Annotated in this window: 23 protein-coding genes and 2 tRNA genes; 15 read left to right on the top strand and 10 right to left on the bottom strand. The window is 43.5% G+C overall.

Annotated elements, in window-relative coordinates:
* Nucleotides 1–211: 211 nt before the first annotated feature.
* From LZ23_RS17520 to LZ23_RS17515, 3 genes are all read right to left on the bottom strand, one after another.
* Entirely contained in the window at nucleotides 212–592 is a 381-nt protein-coding gene (locus LZ23_RS17520) for a response regulator (protein ID WP_045216288.1), read from the bottom strand.
* Between the two features lie 790 nt (nucleotides 593–1,382).
* Nucleotides 1,383–1,544 (bottom strand): hypothetical protein, encoded by a 162-nt coding sequence (locus tag LZ23_RS24270; protein WP_157493310.1) that lies wholly within the window; start codon nucleotides 1,542–1,544, stop codon nucleotides 1,383–1,385.
* Nucleotides 1,541–1,723 (bottom strand): hypothetical protein, encoded by a 183-nt coding sequence (locus LZ23_RS17515; RefSeq protein WP_045216287.1) that lies wholly within the window; start codon nucleotides 1,721–1,723, stop codon nucleotides 1,541–1,543. The genes LZ23_RS24270 and LZ23_RS17515 overlap by 4 nt, the downstream gene beginning before the upstream one ends.
* Nucleotides 1,724–2,159: 436 nt before the next feature.
* Here LZ23_RS17515 and LZ23_RS17510 point away from each other — a divergent pair, with 436 nt between their 5' ends.
* From LZ23_RS17510 to LZ23_RS17500, 3 genes are all read left to right on the top strand, one after another.
* Nucleotides 2,160–2,381: a hypothetical protein gene (locus LZ23_RS17510; RefSeq protein WP_045216286.1), complete on the top strand. Its 222-nt coding sequence runs from the start codon at nucleotides 2,160–2,162 to the stop codon at nucleotides 2,379–2,381.
* Nucleotides 2,378–2,788: a type II toxin-antitoxin system VapC family toxin gene (locus LZ23_RS17505; protein WP_045216285.1), complete on the top strand. Its 411-nt coding sequence runs from the start codon at nucleotides 2,378–2,380 to the stop codon at nucleotides 2,786–2,788. Before LZ23_RS17510 ends, LZ23_RS17505 begins: the two co-directional genes overlap by 4 nt.
* Before the next feature lie 254 nt (nucleotides 2,789–3,042).
* A complete protein-coding gene (locus LZ23_RS17500; RefSeq protein WP_045216283.1) occupies nucleotides 3,043–3,354 on the top strand; it encodes a tyrosine-type recombinase/integrase in 312 nt (103 codons plus the stop codon).
* 21 nt (nucleotides 3,355–3,375) lie between these two features.
* Here LZ23_RS17500 and LZ23_RS17495 read toward each other — a convergent pair whose 3' ends face one another.
* The 5 genes from LZ23_RS17495 to LZ23_RS17475 all read right to left on the bottom strand — a co-directional run bounded on the left by LZ23_RS17495 (nucleotide 3,376) and on the right by LZ23_RS17475 (nucleotide 6,964).
* The gene (locus LZ23_RS17495) at nucleotides 3,376–3,729 is read right to left on the bottom strand and encodes a helix-turn-helix domain-containing protein (RefSeq protein WP_045216279.1); all 354 of its coding nucleotides are present in this window, start codon (nucleotides 3,727–3,729) and stop codon (nucleotides 3,376–3,378) included.
* A complete protein-coding gene (locus tag LZ23_RS17490) occupies nucleotides 3,698–3,889 on the bottom strand; it encodes a hypothetical protein (protein ID WP_332308295.1) in 192 nt (63 codons plus the stop codon). Before LZ23_RS17490 ends, LZ23_RS17495 begins: the two co-directional genes overlap by 32 nt.
* A gap of 338 nt (nucleotides 3,890–4,227) precedes the next feature.
* A tRNA-Arg gene (locus tag LZ23_RS17485) sits at nucleotides 4,228–4,304 on the bottom strand.
* 508 nt (nucleotides 4,305–4,812) lie between these two features.
* Nucleotides 4,813–5,259 (bottom strand): hypothetical protein, encoded by a 447-nt coding sequence (locus LZ23_RS17480; RefSeq protein ID WP_045216276.1) that lies wholly within the window; start codon nucleotides 5,257–5,259, stop codon nucleotides 4,813–4,815.
* Nucleotide 5,260: 1 nt separating this feature from the next.
* The gene (locus tag LZ23_RS17475; protein ID WP_045216274.1) at nucleotides 5,261–6,964 is read right to left on the bottom strand and encodes a long-chain-fatty-acid--CoA ligase; all 1,704 of its coding nucleotides are present in this window, start codon (nucleotides 6,962–6,964) and stop codon (nucleotides 5,261–5,263) included.
* Nucleotides 6,965–7,579: 615 nt separating this feature from the next.
* Between LZ23_RS17475 and LZ23_RS17470 the strand changes: the two genes are divergently transcribed.
* The 12 genes from LZ23_RS17470 (at nucleotide 7,580) to secF (ending at nucleotide 21,530) form a co-directional block, all read left to right on the top strand.
* On the top strand, nucleotides 7,580–8,998 hold the full coding sequence (locus LZ23_RS17470) for a DegQ family serine endoprotease (RefSeq protein WP_045216273.1): 1,419 nt from the start codon (nucleotides 7,580–7,582) through the stop codon (nucleotides 8,996–8,998).
* Between the two features lie 743 nt (nucleotides 8,999–9,741).
* On the top strand, nucleotides 9,742–10,611 hold the full coding sequence (gene ispE, locus LZ23_RS17465; protein WP_045216271.1) for a 4-(cytidine 5'-diphospho)-2-C-methyl-D-erythritol kinase: 870 nt from the start codon (nucleotides 9,742–9,744) through the stop codon (nucleotides 10,609–10,611).
* Nucleotides 10,612–10,624: 13 nt separating this feature from the next.
* Nucleotides 10,625–10,699: transfer RNA gene (locus LZ23_RS17460), tRNA-Gln, on the top strand.
* Nucleotides 10,700–10,719: 20 nt separating this feature from the next.
* Entirely contained in the window at nucleotides 10,720–11,667 is a 948-nt protein-coding gene (locus LZ23_RS17455; protein ID WP_045216269.1) for a ribose-phosphate diphosphokinase, read from the top strand.
* Between the two features lie 314 nt (nucleotides 11,668–11,981).
* Nucleotides 11,982–12,629, top strand: coding sequence for a 50S ribosomal protein L25 (locus LZ23_RS17450; protein WP_045216267.1), 648 nt, complete (start codon nucleotides 11,982–11,984; stop codon nucleotides 12,627–12,629).
* 192 nt (nucleotides 12,630–12,821) lie between these two features.
* Nucleotides 12,822–13,421, top strand: coding sequence for an aminoacyl-tRNA hydrolase (pth, locus tag LZ23_RS17445; protein ID WP_045216337.1), 600 nt, complete (start codon nucleotides 12,822–12,824; stop codon nucleotides 13,419–13,421).
* An 890-nt stretch (nucleotides 13,422–14,311) separates the two neighbouring features.
* Nucleotides 14,312–14,869, top strand: coding sequence for a CarD family transcriptional regulator (locus LZ23_RS17440; RefSeq protein ID WP_045216336.1), 558 nt, complete (start codon nucleotides 14,312–14,314; stop codon nucleotides 14,867–14,869).
* A gap of 495 nt (nucleotides 14,870–15,364) precedes the next feature.
* Nucleotides 15,365–16,612: a transcription termination factor Rho gene (gene rho / locus LZ23_RS17430; RefSeq protein ID WP_045216263.1), complete on the top strand. Its 1,248-nt coding sequence runs from the start codon at nucleotides 15,365–15,367 to the stop codon at nucleotides 16,610–16,612.
* Between the two features lie 59 nt (nucleotides 16,613–16,671).
* A complete protein-coding gene (locus LZ23_RS17425; RefSeq protein ID WP_045216261.1) occupies nucleotides 16,672–18,069 on the top strand; it encodes a beta-barrel assembly-enhancing protease in 1,398 nt (465 codons plus the stop codon).
* Nucleotides 18,070–18,356: 287 nt separating this feature from the next.
* Nucleotides 18,357–18,698 (top strand): preprotein translocase subunit YajC, encoded by a 342-nt coding sequence (gene yajC / locus LZ23_RS17420; protein WP_045216260.1) that lies wholly within the window; start codon nucleotides 18,357–18,359, stop codon nucleotides 18,696–18,698.
* Nucleotides 18,699–18,789: 91 nt separating this feature from the next.
* The gene (gene secD, locus LZ23_RS17415; protein ID WP_045216259.1) at nucleotides 18,790–20,391 is read left to right on the top strand and encodes a protein translocase subunit SecD; all 1,602 of its coding nucleotides are present in this window, start codon (nucleotides 18,790–18,792) and stop codon (nucleotides 20,389–20,391) included.
* Nucleotides 20,392–20,417: 26 nt separating this feature from the next.
* On the top strand, nucleotides 20,418–21,530 hold the full coding sequence (gene secF / locus LZ23_RS17410) for a protein translocase subunit SecF (protein ID WP_045216257.1): 1,113 nt from the start codon (nucleotides 20,418–20,420) through the stop codon (nucleotides 21,528–21,530).
* Nucleotides 21,531–21,956: 426 nt separating this feature from the next.
* Here secF and LZ23_RS17405 read toward each other — a convergent pair whose 3' ends face one another.
* Both LZ23_RS17405 and LZ23_RS17400 read right to left on the bottom strand, forming a co-directional pair.
* Nucleotides 21,957–23,141 (bottom strand): SufB/SufD family protein, encoded by a 1,185-nt coding sequence (locus tag LZ23_RS17405; RefSeq protein WP_084591125.1) that lies wholly within the window; start codon nucleotides 23,139–23,141, stop codon nucleotides 21,957–21,959.
* On the bottom strand, nucleotides 23,129–23,887 hold the full coding sequence (locus LZ23_RS17400) for an ABC transporter ATP-binding protein (protein WP_045216253.1): 759 nt from the start codon (nucleotides 23,885–23,887) through the stop codon (nucleotides 23,129–23,131). The genes LZ23_RS17405 and LZ23_RS17400 overlap by 13 nt, the downstream gene beginning before the upstream one ends.
* Nucleotides 23,888–24,448: the final 561 nt, after the last annotated feature.

Below are 24,448 nucleotides of genomic sequence, written 5' to 3'. Positions count from 1 at the left end.
GCTGCATTTTGAAAATAAAAAACTGCTATTGCCTTAAAAAAACTTAGTAATAGTTTAGCCCTTTTCTAAGGAAAGCAGGGGACAGGCACCCCAGCCCTTGTTTTTTGTTGATGTAAAACACAGACTTAATAAAACAAGGGCTGGGTGAGCCAGTCCCCGTGCCACATGCAAATGGCTAAACTGTTACAAAACTTAAATGGTCGATCTAAATTTACTCACTTAAAAGCGATTTTACATTACTGATCAAGATATCAGCGCTGAATGGTTTATTGATAATTGTACTGAGTCCCATTTGAGTAAGCTTTTTGATAGTTTCTCTTTCACCGTAGCCGGTTATGATTAACAACTTTGCTTTAGCTTTTTGTTCTATAAGATTTTTAAGAAGTTCAAGACCATCCATTTCAGGCATTCTTAAATCCGTAATTATAAGGTCAACAGGGCATTCCTGTTTTTCTAAAACAGCTAACTTTTCCAGAGCCTCAATCCCGTTTCCAGCTTCAACAGTCGTGAATCCATGCCCCTTGAGAATAAGGCTCATGGAAAAACGGAAATCAGGCTCGTCATCCACAAGAAGAATGGTTTTGTTGATCATGCACTTTGTTCAGCACTTACTGTGCCAGGCACATTGAGAACTAAAGTTCAGATGCGGGAAGGCTATTACGGAATATGGTTATGAGATATTTAATTAAGTACTAACTAAATTTGGTTCCAAAAATTGCCTGTCAACAAAAGTTGACAGGGGAAGGCTTAATAGTACCCTGAATTCTTTTAGTAGCGATGGTTGCAATCAAAATTGACAGTTTTTGATAAGTGTCAACAAAGCTTGACGCTCAGTAATTGCTTGTAATGATTTGAGGATTCCTGTCGGATTTAACTTAGATGTGTGAGGTGCACTTTGAAATATCTGCTCGCAAGATCTAAAAAATAAAATTTCGGTTTATTTTCTGGGGGTTATTCAGAAGAAACATAGAGTATAATGGGAGCGTGCTAAGAAAAGGGTCACTGGATATACGAAAAGGGAAATCCCATATAGATTAAAAAGAGGTCAGCCTATGGTCTTAGCTAAACCACTTGAAACCAAAAGAATCCAAAAAAATTGGACCTGTATATAGTGTATAGACAAGGTAAGACTGCGAGCATTTACTTGCAGAAGTCCAAAGCTGCCAGGATTATCAATTTTTATTCCGGCAGTCTCCAAAATAATTGAACGGGACTATGCCTACACATGGACGTTGTCAGGATCCCAATGCCCATTATTACTGGTGGCAAAACTGGCGCAAAGCGAAGGGGTATGACGCAAAGGGGAGTATGACGCAGAGGGGAGTATGACATTTATGCAAGGCGAGCCCCGTTATGTAAATTGCTATCTGGTACAGCCAGAACTACTGCTCCATCATCTCTGTGAAACCCGGTAACCAAACACTCCGACTGGACTGGGAAACGGGAAAAGAAATCCTGGCAAGGGCAGTTATGGCTCCATAATCCTCATCCCTCAGATCCCTGAGCTCTTCAGTTTCCGGGTTGCTTATTTCAACTTCTGTCATTTGACTCTTTCAGCGAGGATATAGAGGGCGTTAAAAATTCCTCCGAGCATAATGCCTATACCAACACTAAATATAACCAGCGCGGGAAGAGAGACAACCGTACTCAAGGCGCCGACACAAATTCCGAGGCCAAATATTGATACAAACGCATGCTTCTGAATCGTGGTCTTTTGAGACATCTCTCCACTCCTTATTCCGTTGCTAAATTTAGGATAAAAGTTACTCTTAGGTGTTGCTATCAAGTTATTACATAATCTTCATGTATCATACCAACCGACAAAGCAAACATAATAGCGATAAAAAACAAGGCAAGCTTTTTAAACATGGCTGACTCCATTACTAAAAGGTTCAGGTTCATTGGCACAGAGGGATGCATGAATTCATTTGCATCGTCATGCCATCCTGAGCAATGACATTAATGGATTTAAAGACAAACAGTGATTGCAAGTTTTGACAAAGCGGCCTACCCTGATAGGGTAAATCTTCGAGGTAAATCTTCGAACGGGCGGTTCAAATTTTCTTTGCCTTAATCTTCTCTTTGCCTTACATAAGTCTTCGAACACCCAGTTCAAAAAAAGAATATCACACCGCTTTAATACGCAAGAGGAAATCTCGATGACAACCATTGAAAAAATTACTCAACAGCTTGAACAAATGCCTCAAGGAATGCTGCTGGAGGTAGAGCAGGCTATTGTTCGCATTAAGAATCGCACTCTTGATACAACTTACAGACCATCTCTTCTTGAGGATCTTGCGGCTTTGTCTGAATCTGATGATCTTCCCAGTGATTTAGCCCTTCACCTTGATCATTATCACTACGGGACACCGAAAAAATGAACAGAGTGACTTTCCTGGATACAGGCTTTCTGCTGGCTCTGATCAGGAAGAGCGACCAGTACCATCTCGCAGCTGTTAACGGTGCAAGAATTTATCCGGAACCATATCTTACCACTGAACTGGCTTTAATGGAGCTGGCATCCGCACTTGCCAGGCCACCCCACCGTAAGGCTGCAACAGCCGTCATCCAGCGGATTTTGTGCGACAAAAATACAGAAGTAGTTCCCTGGCATACCCTGACGTTTCGGGAAGTTCTAACTTTTTACCAGGAAAGAGTGGATAAATCCTGGGGAGTTGTTGACTGTTTTTCATTTTTGATCATGCAACAGCACCAAATTGTTACTGCTCTGACATTTGACATCCATTTCAAACAAGCTGGATTTCATGTGCCATTAATCGCAACATAAGGGACATTATGTTGCCAGTTTGGTTATGTTGCCAGTATCCCGCAATACCCAGCCCCACCCCGCCTGTTTTTTTCTTTAGGTTTTGAGTTTTAACGTACCCCGCATACCCCGCCCTTTTCAAGCAGGCATCAGAACATTATAATCAGTCCCGAACATTGAGTCCGGTTTTTTTCTTAAACCCCCCTGACTTTTTCTATTCATTTTTCTTCTTTGCAAGCCTACCACCTTGGTGAACAACTGTTCATGGAGGTTGTATGGCCAAGAAACGCTGTAAATTCTGCCGGTGTCTTTTCATCCTCACTACCCGTTTTGACGGGTTGACTGTGAGTTCGTTGTATAAGCTGGTAAGAAAATATGGACTGGAAGCACTGGGTAAGCAGATTAGCCCACATTGGTTTCGGCACACCTATGCGACTCATATCAGGGCAAGAAATGTTGACGTTAAGGCTGTGTCCATGCTTCTTGGGCATAATTCTATCCAGACCACAATGAACTATGACCACAGCTTTCAGTTGCAGCAGGGAAATTATGGTGATATTTTGGTTGAAGAATACGACAGCCTGTGAGCTGACTCAGGGCTAATCTTTCTACAAAAGAATTCGATAATCAACTTTCAAGACTTCAGCTAAACGCTTAGCCCTATCTTTGCCTATTGCCAGCTTTCCATTCTCCATTTTGGAAATATGCCCCTGGGGGATACCGGTCATCTTTGAAAGTTCATTTTGAGTCAACCCTTCTTTACTCCGAACTTTACGCAACACCATGCTGTAATCGGGTTCATTTTCAAATTCCGGGAAAAGCTCTCGCCAGTGAATAGAGTCACTGGAGTCAGCATATCCGTGTTTTTTGATCTCTCGAAGGACATCATCCTTTTTGTGCTTAGGCCCAATGATACGAAGCTCAATATCTTCAGTATGGTGCGTTTTCGTGAGTACCTGCATAAGTCACCTCGACAAGGTTTATTTCTTCTTCTCTTTCTTCCCAAACAGCCACATACGTTGGCTTGCCGCCTTTTAGGTGACAATGGTGTTTATTTTTGCCAAGCTTAGAATAGTTTGGCCAATTGCCTCTTACTAGACCAGATTTTTCCATTTCTATCATTAGAGCAAAAAGATTCTTCTTGGCTATTTTTTGGAAGTTGTCTTGCCTTCTTGATAGCTTTCTTTTTAACTCGAACAATCCAGGTCATAACTGTAAATATACTACCAGGTAGCATAAAGTCAAGATGTCAATATGTACATATCCTCACTTCTGAATTTAGACTTTGGCAAAAAATTATTTTGAGAAAGAAAATCGAAAACCAAAACTCAAAAAGTAACATTCTCTCTTTTTTACTTAAGCCTGCTAATTCTTGCTCACCTTTGGCAAAAAAAAGTTACACTATGGTTACACAAACAAAAAAGGGTTACAGCAATTAAGCTGTAACCCCTTGATTTTATTGGTGCGCCCGGCAGGATTCGAACCTGCGACCTACTGATTCGTAGTCAGGCACTCTATCCGACTGAGCTACGGGCGCATAAGGGTTTATTTATAAACATTTACTATTTAATCGTCAAGATTTTATTTTCTATCTATTTTGCAAAAACATAACAATCTGAAATTGCTACTTACTCGCCTCAGGCTTCATAAAAGCTCCTCACCCGGGCGGACCGGGACCGAACGTGTGAGTAACATACACCACTCGTTCCCAGGCTCCAGCCTGGGGACGTCTTGTTCTTGCGGCTCCAGCCGCTTCTTTGAAATGTGGCTTAAGCCACAAAAAAAGAGGTAATAGCCTTAGCACGAGATTGCTTCGCTTCGCTCGCAACAAGGATTGCCGCGCTCGAAGACTCGCTCGCAATGACACCTGAGCTGTCAGGGATGTAGTTGCTGAAAACCTGTCACCCACGAGGGAACCTAAGCGACCGAAGCAATCTTTATGGTAAAAGCATAATGCTTTGAATTTATTACTAATTTGTTTTTAGTTACTTAGAAGAAGAATGTAGTTGAAAGTGAAGATTACAATAAACAGGTAAAGAAGCCCCTTATTTTTTTTCATTCTCTTCAATAAACTCAAGATCAGGGTATTCTATTTCCTGATCAAGCCCTGAGTCGTGGTGTTGTTCAGATTTGCCGGGAACAACAATATCCCCTTTTACTTCTTCTGTCTGTTGAAAATTGTATTCAACCTGTGCTTTGTCATTATCAGGCTGTTTTGTGTCAGGCAGAGCAGAATCCTTGAGAACATCAAATTCTTCATCAAATACAGGGTCTTCCTGTAATGAATGAAAATCAAAATTCTCAGGCCTGGCAACACCTTCCATATTTTCCTGGTCTGAATCATGTCCGGTATCAGAATCTATCCAGCTGCCCTGCCCTTCCTTGATCCATTCCAGGCCAAGCTGTTTTTTCTCGCTGGTCCAGTCTCGACCGCATTTGGGGCAGGAGGCATAATAATCAAATGAAGTATACTTACATTTTGGGCAATACAATCTATTTACCGTTTTTCCCTTTTTTCATTTTTTGCATTTCTTCTTCCCGCAACGCCCTGCGCAAAACTTTTCCCACTATGGTCTTGGGCAATTCATCTCGAAACTCAACCTGTTTAGGAACCTTGAAACCTGCAAGTTTTTCACGACAAAAAGAAATAATATCTGCCTTGGTGACGTTTTCTCCATCTTTTGGTACAATGAACGCTTTGATTAGTTCTCCGCGGGTTTCATTGGGAATACCCACAGCAACTGCTTCCTTGACCCTGGGATGTTCATGCAGGACCTCATCAATCTCTCGAGGGTATACATTGTAACCTCCAGTAATGATCAAGTCTTTTTTGCGATCAACAATATAGAAATAACCCTCTTCATCCATATAGGCAATGTCACCGGTGTACAACCAGTTATTTCTGACAGCACCAGCGGTTTCATCAGGCCTGTTCCAATATCCTTTCATGACCTGCGGCCCCTTGATGACCAGCTCACCAATTTTGCCCGGTGGCAGCTTTACAGTTCCCAGTTCCATGTCAACGATGGCCGCATCAGTATCAGGAAAAGGCATCCCGATGGAGCCAGGTTTTCTTTTTCCCCTTAAAGGATTGAGATGAGTGATGGGTGAAGCTTCAGTCAGCCCGTAACCTTCAATTATTTCCGCTCCTGTCATCTTTTTGAATTTTTCGATTATTTCCACAGGAATAGGGGCTGAACCGGATACGCAGTAATTGATGGAAGACAAGTCAAACTTATTAATGTCTTTTTGTTGTAAAAGAGCCATAAAGACAGCGGGTGCGCAGGGAAAAATTGTGGGCTGGACCTTTTGAATGGCCTTTAGCACCTCTCTGGGTACAAAACGGGGATAAGGCGCAAGAGTCGCACCTATTGCTGTGGCAAAATTCACGCATACAGTAAGCCCGTATATATGAAAGTAGGGAAGAAGACCCAGCACGGTGTTTTCAGGGCCCACATCATGGAGTATGGCTACAGCCTGCTTGACATTACATGACAGGTTGTAATGCGTAAGCATGACACCCTTGGAAACGCCTGTGGTTCCGCCGGTATACTGAAGAGCTGCCAGATCATTGTGAGGATCAGGATTATACTTGATATAAACCTCGCCCTTGCGGACCAGTTTTTTCCACGGGATAAACCTGTTATTGTCGTACGGTATATCAGGCACCTTTTTTTCACGGTGCATTTTGATCTTATACAGAAAAGTAAGAGGAAAACGCAGGCAGTCGGGTATCCTGGTAATAAAAACTTTCTGAAGGGGAAGCCGGGGCAACAGAGTTGATATTTTAGGCCACAAAAGATCTAAGGTTATGAGAAATTTTGCCTGAGAATCAGTAAAGTGATGGACCATTTCCTTTTCCATGTATAAAGGATTGGTCATGACAACAGCGCCCCCGGCCTTGAGAACACCCCAGTACGCAATAATTGTCTGGGGCAGGTTGGGAAGCATAATGGCGACCCTGTCACCTGGGTTCATACCATAGCTGCGCAAATTGGCTGCAACTGTTTCGGACAGCTCTTTAAGTTTTTTGTAGCTTATTTTCCAGTTGTTGAATACTATAGCCTTTCTATTGGGGTACCGGGCCGCGATTCTGTCCATGTACTCATAAACAGGAACCTCTTCATAATCTTGCTTAGGATTTACAGCTGGATCATAATTTTCTAACCATGGTCTTGGGGTGTTGTTTTCGAGCATAGATAACCTTTTTAATGTTAAGCCTTCACAGGGGGTTCTTGCAAAATATCAGACCATATACTCTATAATGCAGGCTGTGCCCGCAACCCAGTTATCAGGAGTCAGAGGTCAGATTTCAGTTAATTGTTATCAAGGTGGGTAGTGAATTCAGGCTTTTGTTCTTCAACAATTAACAGAAAACGGATAACTTTCAACTCTCAAGTTTCTAAATAATTGCCTGAAAAGCCGCATGTTCTGCCATTAACGAATCATTTCGAACCAGTGCTCTTTCATGATAAAACAAGATACGGCGCTGAAAATATTGATACAATATAAGCCATCATTTATCAACTCCAAAGCATTACAAGTTTTTCAAAAGGCAGAACAGGAAACACTTTACAAATACGCCATGAGTATTATGATACTAACTCTTTGCCAATGGTGCTGAATCACGAATATATCTTTCATGATGCCAGGCTCAAGCTTGAATTCAGCCCCTTTTTTTTCGGAAAAAAGACCGAACTGCTTCAGGCCTTTTTTACTGATATGACTTACTGACAGGCCCGGAGCCCGGAGCTGAGCTTCAAGACAAACAAATCATTTCCACATTAAGGAGATGACTCACGGAGGTTAAAAATGCGAAAATATTTTTCTGGTTTAATTGTATTTATGGTAGTACTCACCTGGTCCTGCCTGAGTTGGGCATCCCTGCCCCAGTTTGCTGATCTTGCTGAAAAATCAGGAAAGGCAGTAGTTAACATCAGCACTGTAAAAATGGTTGAGCAGCCGGACATGAGACAGTTTTTCAGGGGATTCCCTGACAGGCAACATCCTTTTGAAGAGTTTTTTGATCAGTTTGAACGTTTTTTTGGAGGCCCGAGACAGGAACAAAGGCCGAGAGAACAGCGCTCCCTTGGATCAGGCTTTATTATTTCCAAGGATGGTTTTATTGTGACCAACAATCATGTTATTGAAAATGCCGATCAAATTAAAGCCACATTTCAAATCGGCAGCAGTGAACGATCTTTTGACGCTGAAGTTATAGGAACTGATCCGGAAACAGACCTTGCCCTGCTTAAAATTGAAGCAGATATTGACCTGCCTGTACTAAGTTTCGGAGATTCAGACCAAACCAGAGTTGGAGAATGGGTACTGGCCATTGGCAATCCTTTTGGTTTAAATCACACTGTCACTGCTGGAATTATCAGCGCCAAGGGTAGAATTATTGGAGCTGGACCATATGATAATTTCATCCAGACTGACGCGTCCATCAATCCGGGCAACAGCGGTGGTCCGCTAATCAACTTAGACGGCGAAGTAGTAGGCATAAACACAGCCATTGTAGCCTCAGGTCAGGGCATTGGCTTTGCTATTCCCAGCACCATGGCTGAAGATATAATTGAACAGCTTAAAACAGGTGAAAGCGTCAGACGGGGATGGCTCGGCGTAACCATTCAAAACATGGATGATAATACAGCCAAGGCTCTGGGACTGGATGATTCCAGAGGTGCGCTTGTGGCCGGAGTCACCAGAAATGATCCTGCGGATAAGGCTGGAATTGAAGCAGGAGATGTAATTTTATACATAAACGATCAACCTGTGGACAGTTCTTCAGATTTGACCAGAACAATCGGTGGAATTGCACCAGGTTCCGAGGCCAGCATAACCATCTGGAGAAATGGTGAAAAAAAGGATGTGATGGTTACCCTTGGTCAAAGAGATCTGCAGAGAATTGCCAGAGGAACTGCACCTGAACAGGAATTCAGTGAAGCTGAACTGGGCTTTACCTTGAGAAAACCAACAGATCAGGAAGCATCAGCACTTGGCTTTGACAGTCCAAGAGGGCTTATTGTAACAGAGGTTGAACAGGGCTCTCCTGCTCATCGCGCCGATATTGTAGGCGGAGACCTGATCCTTCAGGCCAATGGTCAGGCTGTAAACTCCAGAGATGAGTTTCACAAGATCCTTGAAGATGACGCACGCCCCAAACAAGTGCTTATGCTTCTTATTAACCGTCAGGGCAATAATATGTTCAGGACAATACCCATTAACTGATTTTATTACTAACGCGGGTTATACCCGCAACCCAGTTATCTGTTATCAGTTATTTGTTATTTGTTATTTGTTATCAGGGTAAGACAGTGAATTCAGCCTTTTGTTCTTCAACAATTTACAATAAACTATTAGCTTCTAAGTAACTGGAATCATATTGGCAATAAAATCAGGGCATTATGGTTTTACCGTACAGATTGTTTTGGTCGCTTAGGCTCCCTCGTGGGTGACAGGTTTTGAGCAACTATATTCCTGACAGCTCAGGTGTCATTGCGAGCGAGTCTTCGAGCGCGGCAATCTCTAACGCGCTAAGGCTGTTTTTCTTGTTCCCAGGCTCCAGCCTGGGAACACCTGTTTTTTTGTGACTCAAGCCACTTTTTGAAGAAGCGGCTGGAGCCGCAAGAACTAAACGTCCCCAGGCTGGAGGCTGGGAACGAGGGTTATAAGTTACTCGTAGGTTCGGTCCCGGTCCGCCCGGGTGGAGAGCTATTAACTATTTTCAATTTACAATTAACTATTAACTGATAACAATTTCTTGTTTTTTCTACAGGATTGAAACGGTAAGTTACTAAAGCAGGGGACCGGCACTCCGAGATCCACTTGAGCACATTTTTGCAAAAGTGAATCATATTTTGGGACAAGAATAGTCCCGAAAGACCGGTCCCCTTGCCACATGAATAGAAGTAATCATTTACCAATGCGTAAATTTTTCCAGTCAAGACCACTTCAGCAAAGGACTACCGCCCATGAGCAATCAGTTCCACCTGAAATCCGGATGCAAAATAAACTTAAATCTCAAAATTCTTGATGCTCGACCTGATGGTTACCATGATATTGATTCAATTTTTTATCCCCTGGAACATCCTGCAGATCACATTGATGTTATAGTCACCCGCAACAACAGCCTGAGCATGAAGTGCTGTCCACCTGAACTGGAAAACAATCAAAATATAGTTTTCAGAGCCTATGAAAAATTCGCCCTGGCCACAGGATTCAGGCCTGGCATGAAAGTCTATTTGCAAAAACAGGTTCCAGTAGGTGCCGGGCTTGGTGGAGGCAGCGCCAATGCTGCGGTTATGCTTAAACTGCTCAATCGCCTTGCTAAGGGTCGTCGCTTATCAAGAGCCAGACTTACTGACCTGGCTTCTGAAATAGGAGGAGATGTTCCTTTTTTTCTGGCCAATGTGCCTGCCCAGGTTACAGGAATGGGGGAAAGATTGTCCCCTGTCAAGGTTGACTTGACCGGCTTGAAAATGCTTTTAATCTGTCCCGGAATCCATATTGATACCGGTTGGGCTTATGGGCAATGGGACTTGTTGAAGAAAAATATTTCTGATGATCAAACTATTGGCTTGACAAGCAGGCCTTCAAAAGATAAAGGTTCCCCTCTTGAGGAACAGCTGGTCTTAAGCAACAATTTTGAGAGCGTGATATTCAGATTTTATCCTGAACTGGCCAAAATTAAAACAATGATGCTGAAAAATGGTGCCTCAGCCTGCGTAATGAGCGGTTCAGGCTCCAGCCTTCTGGCTCTGTTCCGGCACCAAGATCAAGTTTTTGAGTCATGTACTGAACTTAAGACTCAATCAATACCATTTTATTTTTATAACTTTTAATTTTTTTCTATGCTGGGGCGTAGCCAAGCGGTAAGGCAACGGGTTTTGGTCCCGTCATTCGAGGGTTCGAATCCTTCCGCCCCAGCCAAAAAATCGAGGTTTTATTCCATGCCCGGGCACGGAGAACTGAAAATTATCACAGGCAATGCCAATCCCCAGTTAGCCAGGGGAATCTGCGAACACCTCGGTATGACTGTCAGCCCAACTCTTGTCTGTACCTTCAGTGACGGTGAAAGCCGGATAGAAATAGGCGATAATGTTCGCGGCGACGATGTTTTTGTTGTTCAACCAACCTGCGCCCCGGTAAACCATAACCTCATGGAACTGTTTCTCATGCTGGATGCTCTCAAAAGAGCCAGTGTAGGAAGAGTTACAGCAGTTGTCCCTTATTATGGGTATGCCCGCCAGGATAGAAAGGTTGTACCGAGAGTGCCCATCAGCGCCAAGATGGTTGCTGATTTTATAAATATTTCCGGAGTCAACAGACTGCTGACCATTGACCTGCACTCAGGCCAAATCCAGGGATTTTTTAATATCCCGGTGGACAATCTTTTTGCAGCAGAAGTTCTACTAACCTACCTTCAACAATTCGGTGACCAGGCTGTAGTTGTTTCTCCGGATGCCGGCGGAACTGAACGGGCAAGAGCTTACGCCAAGCGCATTGGAGCAGATCTGGCAATTATCGATAAAAGACGTGACACCCCGAATAAATCTCAGGCTATGCGCGTTATTGGAGATGTTCAGGGGAAAGTAGCAGTAGTGCTGGATGATATGATTGATACCGGTGGAACAATGGTTGAAGCAGCCAAAGTTCTTTCAGAAAAAGGAGCCAACCGGGTAGTAGCGTGCGCAACCCATCCAGTTCTGTCCGGACCTGCTGTGGAAAGAATGGAAAAGTCGAGCTTTGCGGAAATTGTGGTAACCGACACCATACCTCTGTCTGAAAGAGCACGTGCCTGCTCCAAATTTAAAGTCATTTCAGTTGCAAGTCTGCTGGCCAAGGCCATTCACAACATTCATACTGAGTCCTCAGTAAGTGTACTATTTTCCCATTAAGAGTTATTTTGTAATATCTTGAGAGTTAAAAGTTATCAGTTAATTGTTATTAGTTGAAGAAAAATAATTATGATTTAAAATGGTTAGGTTATGAGGACGTCTGGACACCCGAAGTTTTAAAAAGGGCAATAAATGCAATGTGTTGCGTGGGGACTTTTGACTGTCCAGGTAAACTAACTTAAATAAAATAAAGAATATTGTAACAGTTTAGCAATTTTTATTGAACGAATGGTACAGGCACTGTTTTGCATGCCAATAGCTTAACTGTAACAGAACATTTCACTGTGCAGTAAAATAATTTCAAGGAGAAAAGGATGTCCCAGCTTGTCAACTTACAAGTACAAACACGAGAAAAAAGAGGCAAAGAAGCAGCGAAAAAGCTTCGTGCCAATGACTATATCCCAGCTGTTTTTTACAGCCCTGAAGGAGAAAATATTTCTTTGCAGGTACGAGTGGGTACTTTTCATAAAGTCTGGCTTAAGGCTGGAACCACTTCCGTTGTAGAGCTGGAGTTTTTACAAAATAATGAAACTGTAAAAAAGCCGGCCCTGATCTGGTCAGTTGACAAGCACCCTTACAAGACCGTCTACATGCATATTGACTTTTACGGAGTCGACCTGACCAAGGAAGTTACTGTTTCTGTACCTGTAGAAGTCACAGGGAAACCCAAAGGTGCTGAAGATGGAGGGGTACTGGAAATATATCGGCAAACACTGGATGTAACCTGTCTGCCCATCAATATGCCCAATCAGGTGGTAATTGACGTTACCAAACTGACCATAGGCGATAATATCAATATGGAAGATGTTAAGCTGCCTTCAGGAACCAGGGTGGATTTCGAAGAAAATTTTGCAGTTGTCGGCCTTGTTCCTCCTTACCAGGAAAAGACTGAAGACGAGGAAACTGAGGAAGGAGCCGAGCAGGAAGAAGGCGCAACAGAAGAGTCATCTGCAGATGAATAGTTATGCCTGCTGTGTCAGCTGTTTTTTTTGATAATATTTCTCTTATGCTTTGAAATCTGATCCTCAAGCAGATTGTATGTGCTTCCCATTGCATTACAAGTCATTTGCATAATATATTGTTTCAGTAAAGCCCCTGAAAAGGGGCTTTAATTTTGTAGAAACCAACAAATTTAATATTTGCTTAATATCTGCATGAACATCACAGGGCTAATATGTGGCCTGGGCAACCCAGGCAGGCGTCACCAGGCAACACGGCACAACGCAGGCTTTATGGTCATTGATCACATCATTCAGTCAAGCTTAGATATTTCTGAAGAAACAGTCAAACTCAGAATAGATACATGTTCCTTAATAATCTGGGAGTGGATGAATCTGAATGATTCGTCCATGTGGCTTTTGCTGAAGCCACTGACTTATATGAACAGAAGCGGTCTTGCTGTAGCCAAAACTTTAGCCAACTCTAATATAGACATACATAATCTTTTAATTATCCATGATGAAGTTGACTTAAACCTGGGACAGATACGATTAAAGTTTGGGGGCGGTCTTGCCGGTCATAATGGTTTACGTTCAATTGCCGGCGAATTAGGCACAAGAGACTTTGCCAGGCTTAGATTCGGAGTTGGTCGTCCGGATGATGGAAATGATCTTGCAAGGTATGTACTCAACAACTTTCGTCCGGATGAGCAACAGTTAAGAGATGACATAATTACCAGGTCGGCCCGGATTGTCAGAGTTTTCAGACAGGAAGGACTGCAGAAAGCAAGAGATTTTTTGTCTGCCAATCCCTGAATTATCTCGAGACTCAAAAGCGTCTCGCCAGGGCGGACGGGGACAGAACCTGGGAGTAACTGTCTTTAGAGTGGAGCCTGCATCCTGCAGGCTATTCAAGTCCAGGCGACTGGAAGCCGCCTCCACATTGAAGAACAGTCCCGTATTTGGACATTGGGACAGTCCCCGCGAGGTACTATAAAAAAGATTGATACTGCATTGGTTCCTGGAAGAAATTTGCTTTAATGAAAAAATTTACACAGCGAGGGACAGTCCCCCTCCGGGCTGTAAGCCTCCGGGCAGGAAGCTGTGCCAGGCGCAAAGCTCCCATCTTTGACGGAACTTTTCTGGCAAATGTGCATCAATAATGAGCAAAAATCGTAAAAAAACTTGAAACAGCCTTAGCACGTTAGAGATTGCCGCGCTCAAAGACTCGCTCGCAATGACACCTGAACTGTTAGGGATGTAGTTGCTGAAAAACTGTCACCCGCGAGGGATCCAGAACGACCGAAGCAATCTGTATGGTAAAATCATAATGCTCTGAATTTATTACTAATTTGGCTTTAGTTACTTTTAAGGATAGAAAAGGTAATTACTAATCTTTTACAAATTTTTACTATTCTTTTGGAATATCCGAAAATTTACTCGGATATTTCATGGACTATTTAATTCATTTAAGATATATATCAATCTGAACGCATAAGTAGTTTATCTTTTGCGCTTCACTGTGAATTTAAATAACTTTTTACGGACAGCATCCGGTTAACTTTAGAAGGGCGATACGAGCACGGAAAATATCCCTGCTAATATCAAGTTTATTGTTCAGACCTTATCAGGAAAACATGGAGCTGAAAGGATAAGTTGAAGGTTTTAATTATTTTTTACAATCTCGGGTTCTTGGAGGTATGAAAGTGTTCTCAGTGGACGAATTAGTGGTATATCCGGCCCAGGGTGTAGGAAAGGTTGAAAAGATTGAAGAGCAGGATGTGGGAGGTGTGAAAACCAAGCTCTACATCGTTAGAATCCTCAGCAATAATGTCACCTTGATGGTTCCGGTCAGCAATGCTGAAAACGTAGGTCTTCGCCCTGTCAGTGATGAAAAGATGGGGCTGAATATACTAAACTATCTTGAAGATCGATCTGATTTCACTGGCTATTCCGGACAGAACTGGAATCGTAGATACAGAGAATACTCAGACAAACTCAAGAGTCATAATTTGTATGATGTAGCCTATGTCCTTAAAGAGCTTTTTCTCATCAGCAAGGATAAAGAACTTTCTTTTGGAGAACGAAGGCTTTTAGAGCAGGCCATGGGGCTCATTACCATGGAACTGTCATACGCATTATCAGTAGATCAGAGCCAGGCCAAATCCAAAGTGGAAGAACTTTTTGCTGATGTTATGATTCAGGAAGAGGAACAGGAAACTCAGGAAGAAAATGCTGAAGAACCGAAAAAATCAAAACAGTAACACATAAAACTCTTGCCAAAGAGTCAGAACGGACATATATTGCCTTTCGTCAGGGCAAATGCCATGTCAGGGATCAGAAGTCTTTCCCGTATGTCCCGATAATCCATCCAAATCAGGATTTCCAGATATCCTTCAAAGTATCTAAAGTGTTCATTATTTTTATATAAGTTTACCCCCGGTTTTAACCAAAACAGGGGGCAGGCTCCCAGCACGTTTTTTTTCTGCAAATAGAATCATTATTGAAAATAAGCGCATGGATAAATAAATCCATGCCGTAATTAGCGGGTAAAAACTCTTACATTGTCAAAACTGTTCACTAAACTGAACAACCAGCTCTGTATTACCTGTAATTAACCTGCTTGCCCCTAATTGGGGACACTTCCAAACCTGTGACTGTCCTCATTTTGTTTTTCAGGAACTCGAAATACACCCCTTCAAATTATTGTCAATGACCTATTTTTTTAATCTCAACTTATTGTTCAGGAGAACTTTTTGATGAACTTGTCCGACCTTAAAACCAAATCAATGCACGAACTTATGAAGCTGGCAACTGAATTTGAAATTGAAAACCCCAGTGGACTCAGAAAGCAGGAGCTGATATTTGCTCTGCTTCAGGCCTGTGCCTCTCAAAACGGTCAGGTTTCAGGCGAGGGAGTTCTTGAAATTCTACCGGACGGTTTCGGGTTCTTAAGATCCCCTACTTACAGCTTCATGCCTGGTCCTGATGATATATATGTCTCACCTTCCCAGATCAGAAAGTTCGGGCTTAGAACCGGCGACGTTGTCTCAGGACAGATTCGTCCTCCCAAAGAAGGTGAACGGTACTTCGCCCTGCTGAGAGTAAATGAAGTCGGATATGGCAACCCTGCTGAGTCCAAAAGCCTGGTCCTTTTTGATAACCTGACCCCTATCTATCCTAATGAAAGATATCGGATGGAGAACGGTGCAGAAAAGTATTCCACAAGAATTATTGACCTGCTTACACCCATCGGAAAAGGTCAGCGAGGACTGATAGTTGCCCCTCCACGGACAGGAAAAACCATTCTTCTGCAAAATATTGCCAATTCCATTAACGCCAACCATCCTGATGTTTTCATGCTGGTACTGCTCATAGACGAACGCCCTGAAGAAGTAACCGACATGGAAAGGACTGTGAATGCTGAAGTGGTCAGCTCAACTTTTGATGAACCGCCTCAGAGACATGTTCAGGTGGCGGACATGGTACTGGAAAAAGCGAAACGACTGGTGGAGAGAAAAAAGGATGTTGTGGTTTTATTAGACAGCATAACGAGACTGGGTCGGGCATACAACACAGTCACTCCATCTTCGGGAAGAGTTTTGTCAGGCGGACTTGATTCCAACGCTCTGCAAAGACCAAAACGCTTTTTTGGCGCAGCGCGCAACATTGAGGAAGGAGGCAGCTTGACCATCCTGGCTACTGCCCTTATTGATACAGGATCAAGAATGGACGAGGTAATTTTCGAAGAGTTCAAGGGGACAGGAAATATGGAAATCTACCTTGACCGTCATCTTGCTGATAAGAGAGTTTATCCAGCCATTGACATGAATCGATCAGGAACACGTAAGGAAGATCTGCTCCTTGCACCGGAAACCTTGAACAAGGTTTGGATATTGCGTAAAGTGCTTGCCCCCATGAACTCCATAGACAGTATGGAATTTCTCCTGGATAAAATGAAAGGCACCAAGAACAACAAAGATTTTTTAGATATGATGAATAAATAGTCATTGATCAGATGACATTTTTTCTTTCATTATAGCTGTCTTTGTTAAGCTGTAGTTGCATGACACATAGAATTAGACTTGTTTTTTTTATCTGCCTGACTTTTTTTATGTCAGTCCCTGCCCCCAATGCTCAGGCAAGACTGTTCGGGGAGTTCAGCATATCAGATGAGGCTGAACTGGGAAAAAAGGTCCATCGACTTATCAGAACACGTTTTGACATTATCGATGATCCGGAAATTACTGATTATATTCGAGAAATAGGACAGAATCTATATAAAAACGCTCCTCCTCAGCCATTCCCCCTGCAGGTAGAAGTAATCAATCATAACGCCGTCAATGCTTTTGCCACTGTGGCTGGCTATATGGCTATCTTTTCAGGCCTTATCCTGCATATGGACTCCGAAGACCAGCTTGCCTCCATCATGGCCCATGAACTGGCCCACATCACTCAAAGACATGTTGCCCGCAATATAGAGCGTTCCAAGGTTATAAGCGTTGGTTCCCTCCTTGGTTTAGTTGCCGGCGCCCTGTTGGGCTCGGATGCCGGCGGTGCCATAGCTGTTGGTTCCATAGCAGGAGCTCAGAGCGCGGTACTGAAGTATTCACGTGAAGATGAACGAGAGGCTGACCAGGTCGGCCTTGGATACCTCATTGCAGCTGGATACAACCCTCAGGCCATGACTTCGGCTATGCAGAAAATGCGGCGGATGCAGTGGTTTTCAGGAGGTGAAATCCCTTCCTACCTGAGCACCCACCCGGGTATGGATGAGCGTGTCAATTATTTAAGCGATCGTATTGAGAGAATGGACAAAAATTTGCTGGCAAGAGAAGTAGACAATTCATCTTTTTTACGCGTTCAGACTCTCGTAAGAGCCAGGTATGCTGAACCTTCCAGTGCTCTGGCGTATTTTAGAGAGGAAAAAAATCAGACATGCCTGACTTATCTCGGCCAGGGCATTGCCAACGCTCGCATAAACAGAGTGTCTGAAGCAAGAAAGAACTTTGAAGAGCTTATCAGTTGTGATGATAGTGATCCGCTTTTTCTTCGGGAAGCAGGTATTTTTTACTTCCAGTTTGGAGATATTGACAAATCCGGCCGGCTTTTACAAAAAGCCATCATGCTCCGCCCTCAGGAAAGCATGGCTCTTATCTATTACGGCCGAATACTCTCAGAACAGGGTCACTTTGACACAGCAGCGAGCTATCTTCAACGCGCCTTAAGGATTGTTCCTGAAGAACCTGGAGCGCACGAACATCTGGCCAGAATTTTCGGCCGCAGCGGAAACAACTTTATGGCCCACATTCACATGTCTTACGCCCATATTTACAATAACAACAAGCGGCAGGCATCATTTCACCGGGAAAAAGCCAGGGAACTGGCTGTTGATTCTGAAAAAAAAGCAGTCTTAATCAGTCTTGAAGAAGCCTTCAGGGACCAGTCACAATTCTGGAAGTAAATCTTTTATCAGTGACTTACCGCTTGAATAAACGGCTGGAGCCTGGGAACGAGGGGTAAAGGGGTAACCTGTTGCACATTTTTAAGCTGAACATATCAATTTTATGATAATTTTTTACATGGACAATCAGATAATTTTCAGTTATCAACCTCGTTTTTGTCTGTGCAATAAACTTACATGACATTTTGTTTTATTTTTCTGGAAACCGGGCCTGTCCCCTGCTTTCCTTAGAAAAGGGCTAAACTATTACAATACTTCCAACCACTGAACTCATTATAGGAGGAACTATGTTTTTTGAAAATTTGATTTTTGCCATGGCCCAGAGTGGTGATCCCCAGGCCGGCAACCCATTCACAGCGTTCATTCCCCTGATTCTGATGTTTGCTATTTTTTATTTTCTGCTTATCAGGCCACAACAGAAAAAAGCCAAAGAGCATCGCCAGGTACTGGCCAACCTTAAAAGAGGTGATAATGTTCTTACCAATGGTGGATTATATGGACGTGTTACAGATATCCAGAATGACGTTCTGACAATAGAAATTGGCGACAAACTGCAAGTCAAGACCAACAGAGCCTATATTGCCGGTCTGGCTGACCCAAGTCAGGATTCTGTTCAAAGGGCGCAATAATTATTCTAACCGTGTCATTGATGCACCCTTCTAACAGCCCACTGTACCCAATGCCCAACTCAAACCTTTAATCAGCCTCAGGACTATAATAATGAAAGGCAATCTGCGCTGGAAAATACCAGTAATTTTACTGGTTCTGATTATCAGTCTGCTCTATTTTTTACCTTCTTTTTCCGGAATAAAAAATTCTTCTCTCGGTGACATACTCCCGGACCGCCAGGTCAATCTTGGACTGGATCTTAGAGGTGGAATTCACCTGACCCTCGGGGTTGAAGTTGAAAGAGCTCTGGAAAGATCTCTTTCCCAGATTGGACAGGACATAAGAGATGAAGCCCGGCTCCAGGATATTCTGGTCCTTCGTCCCAGAGTTAGTGATGATCACAGACTCGAGTTCAGCTTGTTGCGACAGGAGCAGCAAAGAGACCTGGAGCGCATGATCAGTCAGCAATACAATAATTTGCGAATTGTATCCAGACATTCTGATGATGATGGCCGTATTCGTTATGTTCTTGATTTTACTGCTGAATACAAAGAGATCTTGAACGATATGACCCTTGACCAGGCAGTTAAGACTATTCGCAATAGAATTGATCAGTTCGGAGTGGCTGAACCTGATATCAGAAGACAACAGGATGAACGCATTCAAGTACAATTGCCCGGTATAGACGACCCCCAGCGAGCAATTTCCATTATAGGTCAAACTGCGCATCTTGAGTTCAAACTTGTAGATGAAGATGCAGATGTACAGCGGGCTGTTGAAGGTGTTGTGCCTCCAGGCAGCAGACTCTACTATCAGCAGACAACTATGCCTGATGGCTCTACACGTGAAGAACCGGTAGTTTTAAGAGCTGAAACAGCAATGACTGGAGAGTACATCACCAACGCACACACTGCTTTTGATCAGTACAATCAGCCGTATGTAGCCATAGCCTTTGATAACAGGGGTTCACGTATTTTTGAAAGAATTACAGGTGAGAATGTTCGTCAGCGACTTGCAATTGTACTGGACGGCAATGTTTATTCCACCCCGGTCATACAGGAAAGAATTTCTGGTGGAAGGGCCAGTATTACCGGCAGGTTTACAGTGGATGAAGCTCACGACCTTGCGGTAGTCCTTAGAGCCGGCTCTCTGCCAGCGCCTGTCTTTGTAATGGAGGAAAGAACAGTGGGCCCGTCCCTTGGCCAGGAATCCATAGAACGAGGGGTCAGGTCAGCAGTCATTGGTGGAGCACTTGTTCTTATATTCATGGTCTTTTATTTTGGATTTGCCGGAGTAGTTGCCAACACAGTACTTGCCTTCAATATCATCCTGATTATAGCTGGACTGGCCGGATTCGGTGCCACCCTGACTCTTCCCGGCATAGCTGGAATTATTCTGACCATAGGCATAGCAGTTGATGCCAATGTACTTATCTTTGAGCGTATAAGAGAAGAACTTCGGCGGGGACTGTCTCCCCGGGCAGCGGTTGAAGAAGGATACAATCGGGCTACTTTGACAATCCTTGATGCCAATGTCACTACTATCATTGCAGCTGTTGTTCTTTACCAGTTTGGAACCGGCCCCATAAGAGGATTTGCAGTCACCCTGACCCTGGGAATTTTAGCATCAATGTTCACTGCTATTTTTGTATCCAGAGTTCTTTTTGATATCTGGATATCTAAACGCAAACCCGGAACAGCATTCAACATCTAATCAGTCCAAATACAGGCAGGAAAAAAATGGGTTTTCAAATCATCAAACCTGACACAAAAATAGATTTTATCGGCAAAAGAAATTATGCTTTTGCTCTATCTGCGGCATTGATACTCATAGGTCTCATATCTCTTGGACTCAAGGGCGGCCCCAAACTGGGCATTGATTTTGCCGGAGGGATAATTATTCAGACCAGCTTTGAGCAGGAAGTTGACCTTGCTGAACTTACTTCCGTATTAGAGGAAACAGAGTTACCATCCCTGGTAGTTCAACGGTTTGGAGATCGCGGGGACAATGAATATTTGTTTCGAACTTCAGCTGAAAACATTACTCCTTATGACGCCCGTGAAAAGGTAGATGCTGTCCTGATGGAGTATTTTCAGGACCATGGATACGAGATTCAACGTTTAGAAATGGTGGGGCCACGAGTTGGGGCAGATCTGCGTGAAAGCGCTCTGGAAGCCCTGTTCTTTGCTGTGCTGTTTATTGCAATCTACATCTCGGGTCGTTTTGAACACAAGTGGTTTGTGGCTGCTTTTATGGCGGCCGGGCTTGCTGGCGGTGTCTATCTGCTAAAGCTCATTTCCATCCCGCTGGCTTTTCTTATTTTCGCGGCCATGCTCATAACCCTTTGTCTTTGCTGGTATCTAAGGCTCAACTTTGCTCTGGGAGCAGTTATAGCCCTGATTCATGACATGCTTATAGTCATTGGCATATTCTCACTGCTTAACAAGGATTTTGACCTGAGCATAGTAGCGGCCTTACTGACTATAATTGGTTATTCCCTAAATGATACCATCATTGTTTTTGACCGCATCAGGGAAAATCTGCGCAACAAGATTTCCACCTCTCTGTCAGAAACCATCAACGTCAGTATCAACCAGACCCTGTCGAGAACCATTGTTACTTCAGGTACAACTCTTGTAGTTGTTCTTGCCCTGCTTATACTCGGAGGCGGTATCATACATGACTTTGCCTTTGCATTGACTGTAGGAGTTCTGGTGGGCACCTATTCTTCTATCTATGTAGCAAGTCCCATTCTGCTGAGTTTCAGACCCGTTATTGAAGAGGAAGATGAAGAGGAAGAAGGTCACGAGATGTCCGCAAAAACTACTAAAAGAAAGCATAGCCACGCTTAGAGAAAGGTAAAAAGGAGACTTCCAGCCGCCTGTTTTATCTTATCTGCAGGATGCAGTCTCCAATTATCAAGGCAGTTACCTCGCAAATTCGGTCCAGAAACTGCCCCTCTAATATGCTTACAGGTAACTAAAATCATATTGGCAATAAAAACAAGATATTATGGCTTTACCTTACAGATTGCTTCGGTCGCTTAGACTCCACAGGCTTTGCGCAAGTACATCCCTGACAGCTCAGGTGTCATTGCGAGCGAGTCTTCGAGCGCGGCAATCTCATACGCGCTAAGGCTATTTCAAGTTACTCACATGTTCGGTCCCGGGTATGCCCGGGTGAGGAGCTCACAAGCAATAAAAAAGGCTTCAAGATAAACTCTTGAAGCCTTTTTTCGTCGTGTTTCAGCAGCTTAAAAACTGCCATCCCGTTCCGCCTTAGAACATATCCTCTTCCGTCTCTTCTATTGTCTTATCAATACTCTGGCGCAGTTCGGCAGGCAAGCCCATGATATCAACATTCATGAATCCACGCACTATGGTTGATGTAGCCTGATCCTCATCTAATCCCCGGGCCATAAGGTATTCAATTTCTTCCTGAGCGATCTTGCCCACTGCAGCCTCGTGAGAAAGTTCCACTCCAGCAATAGTCCCCTTGAGCTCAGGAATGGCATGGATGACTCCATCTGTCAGAATCAGACCTTTACATTCAAGATGTCCCTTGGCTGGGATGGCATTGCCTTCGATAATTCCGGGTGCAATGATAGTTCCTCCAGTGGTGATGGTCCTGGAAATGATTTCACCTTTGGTCTCTGGAGCATTCAGTACGATTTTATTTCCTGAATTGATGTATGAGCCTTCTGGCGCTACAAGTATGGAATTGAATCTGGCCACTGCTCCTCGGCCATTAAGGTAAACTGCAGGGTAGGACTGTACGGATTTTACCTTTTTCAACAATATATAATTGCTTGCAAAAACACCTCCTTCCTCCACAATTGCCACTGTCCGGGGACGAACCATTACCTCCTCACCCCAGTTATGTACCATGGTAAAAGTCAGCTTGCCCCCTTTTTTTATGTAAACTTCAGAAATTCCAAGGTGCAAAGCTGAATTCACATCTGTAGAAGTGGTGCATCCGGTAATAATGTGCAGTTCTGAATCTTCTTCAATTACCATTATATTATGAACATTCTGTCCAACATTTTCTCCCTTGATAAACAGACAAGACTGAACAGGCTCTTTGATTTTTGCTCCTTTGGCTGTTCTGATAAAGTATCCGCCATGAATTTTTTCAGCAGCAGCCCGCGTGAACTCATCCTTATTTTTATCTACAGCCTGCCAGTAATACTCAGGCAACCCGTCATACTTATCTAAAGCGTCACGTGTGTCTAAGATTTCAACACCTTCACTGCAGGAACTGCAATGAACCTTGGAGTGATTTACATGAAGATAGCTTCCGCTGCGCCGGGAATCATCAGCATCAACACCAGCCATTCGCAATCTGGCCTTATCCTCATCACTTAACAGTCGCAAATCATCCAAAGCAGGCATATCTCCCTGATCAAAGCTGAACTTGCTCAGATCAACTTTAGGTTCAGCATCTATACTGTTTAATTTAGACATCTGACACACTCCTTGTATCCGAATTTACTAATATGATCCAGGATATCCCTGGGTCTGGACTCGCAGCAAAGCACTCCGTTATATAGTACCTGCCCCCGGTCAGCGTTGATATAGTCAAGTATGTACCCGGTATGGGTAATAATCAGACCTGATGTTTTGTATTTTGATTGCAACTGCTTCAGGGATGCACTGTTATCAGGTTCCTGCGGTCCATCAAGGATGGACCTGGCAACATTGCCGATGAGAGACATGTTTTCCAGATCAACCCCTGACTCTGGCTCATCAAAAAGCACTAAGCTGGGATTCTGGGCCATCAATTGCAGTAATTCTGAACGTTTGATTTCCCCTCCGGAAAAACCTGAATTAATATCCCTGTCCAAAAAGTTAGACATATTAACTTTTTCAGCCAGGGCATCCACATCCACCTTTTTATCGCCAGCGCAAAGGCCCACCATATGCCTGGTCTTGAGTCCGTGAATTGTTGGAGGACGTTGAAAAGACATGCCAATTCCCATTCTGGCTCTTTCATAGGTGGTGGCGCTGGTAATATCTTCTCCCTTGAAAAAAATACTGCCCTTAGTCACTTCATATCCAGAAAAGCCCATCAGAGTCATTAAGAGAGATGTCTTGCCAGATCCATTGGGACCAAACAAAATAAATGTTTCTCCCTGCTCTATTTCTAAGTTGAGCCCTCGCAAGACCTCATTGTCGCCCACATTGACGTGAAGGTCCTCAATTTTCAACATAGCAGTCTCCATTGGTTGATTGTGAATAAATAATAACTTGAGATTTAAAAACATAGGTTTCTGTTTAGCGCTTTGCATGTGGCACGGCTTCCTGCCCGGAGGCATACAGCCCGGAGGGGGACTGGCTCTTCCGGGACCCACTTGTCCCAAAAATGAGTCATTTTGAGTACAAACTGATGATCAAGTGGGTCCCGGAGTGCCTGTCCCCTGGTTTCCTTAAAAGCTCTTCACCTGGGCGGACCAGGACCGAACCTGTGAGTAACTTTACGAATCTGTCACTTTTCTGAAAATTGGGACAGTCCCCGCGAGGTACTTTAAAAAAGATTGATGCTGCATTGGTTCCTGTAAGAAATTTGCTTTGATGAAAAAATATTCACAGCGAGGGACAGTCCCTGTGCCAGGCGCAAAGTTTCCATCTTTGACGGAACTTTTCTGGCAAATGTGCATCAATCATAAGCAAAAATCGTGAAAATGTGAAAAACATAACCGTCTGATTTTATTAGCAAAACGATTCCAGTTACTTGTAAGCGCTGAACAGATATATATAGAAATACTGGAAAC

Source organism: Desulfonatronovibrio magnus (assembly GCF_000934755.1).
Taxonomy (GTDB): Bacteria; Desulfobacterota; Desulfovibrionia; order Desulfovibrionales; family Desulfonatronovibrionaceae; genus Desulfonatronovibrio; species Desulfonatronovibrio magnus.
The sequence above is the reverse complement of the archived record's forward strand: the minus strand, read 5'-3'. Positions and strand labels throughout refer to the sequence as shown.

Bases quoted from the DNA above. Each gene is read 5' to 3' on its own strand.
- LZ23_RS17520 (WP_045216288.1), bottom strand. From the start codon at position 592: ATGATCAACAAAACCATTCTTCTTGTGGATGACGAGCCTGATTTCCGT.
- LZ23_RS24270 (WP_157493310.1), bottom strand. From the start codon at position 1,544: ATGACAGAAGTTGAAATAAGCAACCCGGAAACTGAAGAGCTCAGGGAT.
- LZ23_RS17515 (WP_045216287.1), bottom strand. From the start codon at position 1,723: ATGTCTCAAAAGACCACGATTCAGAAGCATGCGTTTGTATCAATATTT.
- LZ23_RS17510 (WP_045216286.1), top strand. From the start codon at position 2,160: ATGACAACCATTGAAAAAATTACTCAACAGCTTGAACAAATGCCTCAA.
- LZ23_RS17505 (WP_045216285.1), top strand. From the start codon at position 2,378: ATGAACAGAGTGACTTTCCTGGATACAGGCTTTCTGCTGGCTCTGATC.
- LZ23_RS17500 (WP_045216283.1), top strand. From the start codon at position 3,043: ATGGCCAAGAAACGCTGTAAATTCTGCCGGTGTCTTTTCATCCTCACT.
- LZ23_RS17495 (WP_045216279.1), bottom strand. From the start codon at position 3,729: ATGCAGGTACTCACGAAAACGCACCATACTGAAGATATTGAGCTTCGT.
- LZ23_RS17490 (WP_332308295.1), bottom strand. From the start codon at position 3,889: ATGATAGAAATGGAAAAATCTGGTCTAGTAAGAGGCAATTGGCCAAAC.
- LZ23_RS17475 (WP_045216274.1), bottom strand. From the start codon at position 6,964: ATGCTCGAAAACAACACCCCAAGACCATGGTTAGAAAATTATGATCCA.
- LZ23_RS17470 (WP_045216273.1), top strand. From the start codon at position 7,580: ATGCGAAAATATTTTTCTGGTTTAATTGTATTTATGGTAGTACTCACC.
- ispE (WP_045216271.1), top strand. From the start codon at position 9,742: ATGAGCAATCAGTTCCACCTGAAATCCGGATGCAAAATAAACTTAAAT.
- LZ23_RS17455 (WP_045216269.1), top strand. From the start codon at position 10,720: ATGCCCGGGCACGGAGAACTGAAAATTATCACAGGCAATGCCAATCCC.
- LZ23_RS17450 (WP_045216267.1), top strand. From the start codon at position 11,982: ATGTCCCAGCTTGTCAACTTACAAGTACAAACACGAGAAAAAAGAGGC.
- pth (WP_045216337.1), top strand. From the start codon at position 12,822: ATGAACATCACAGGGCTAATATGTGGCCTGGGCAACCCAGGCAGGCGT.
- rho (WP_045216263.1), top strand. From the start codon at position 15,365: ATGAACTTGTCCGACCTTAAAACCAAATCAATGCACGAACTTATGAAG.
- LZ23_RS17425 (WP_045216261.1), top strand. From the start codon at position 16,672: ATGACACATAGAATTAGACTTGTTTTTTTTATCTGCCTGACTTTTTTT.
- yajC (WP_045216260.1), top strand. From the start codon at position 18,357: ATGTTTTTTGAAAATTTGATTTTTGCCATGGCCCAGAGTGGTGATCCC.
- secD (WP_045216259.1), top strand. From the start codon at position 18,790: ATGAAAGGCAATCTGCGCTGGAAAATACCAGTAATTTTACTGGTTCTG.
- secF (WP_045216257.1), top strand. From the start codon at position 20,418: ATGGGTTTTCAAATCATCAAACCTGACACAAAAATAGATTTTATCGGC.
- LZ23_RS17405 (WP_084591125.1), bottom strand. From the start codon at position 23,141: ATGTCTAAATTAAACAGTATAGATGCTGAACCTAAAGTTGATCTGAGC.
- LZ23_RS17400 (WP_045216253.1), bottom strand. From the start codon at position 23,887: ATGTTGAAAATTGAGGACCTTCACGTCAATGTGGGCGACAATGAGGTC.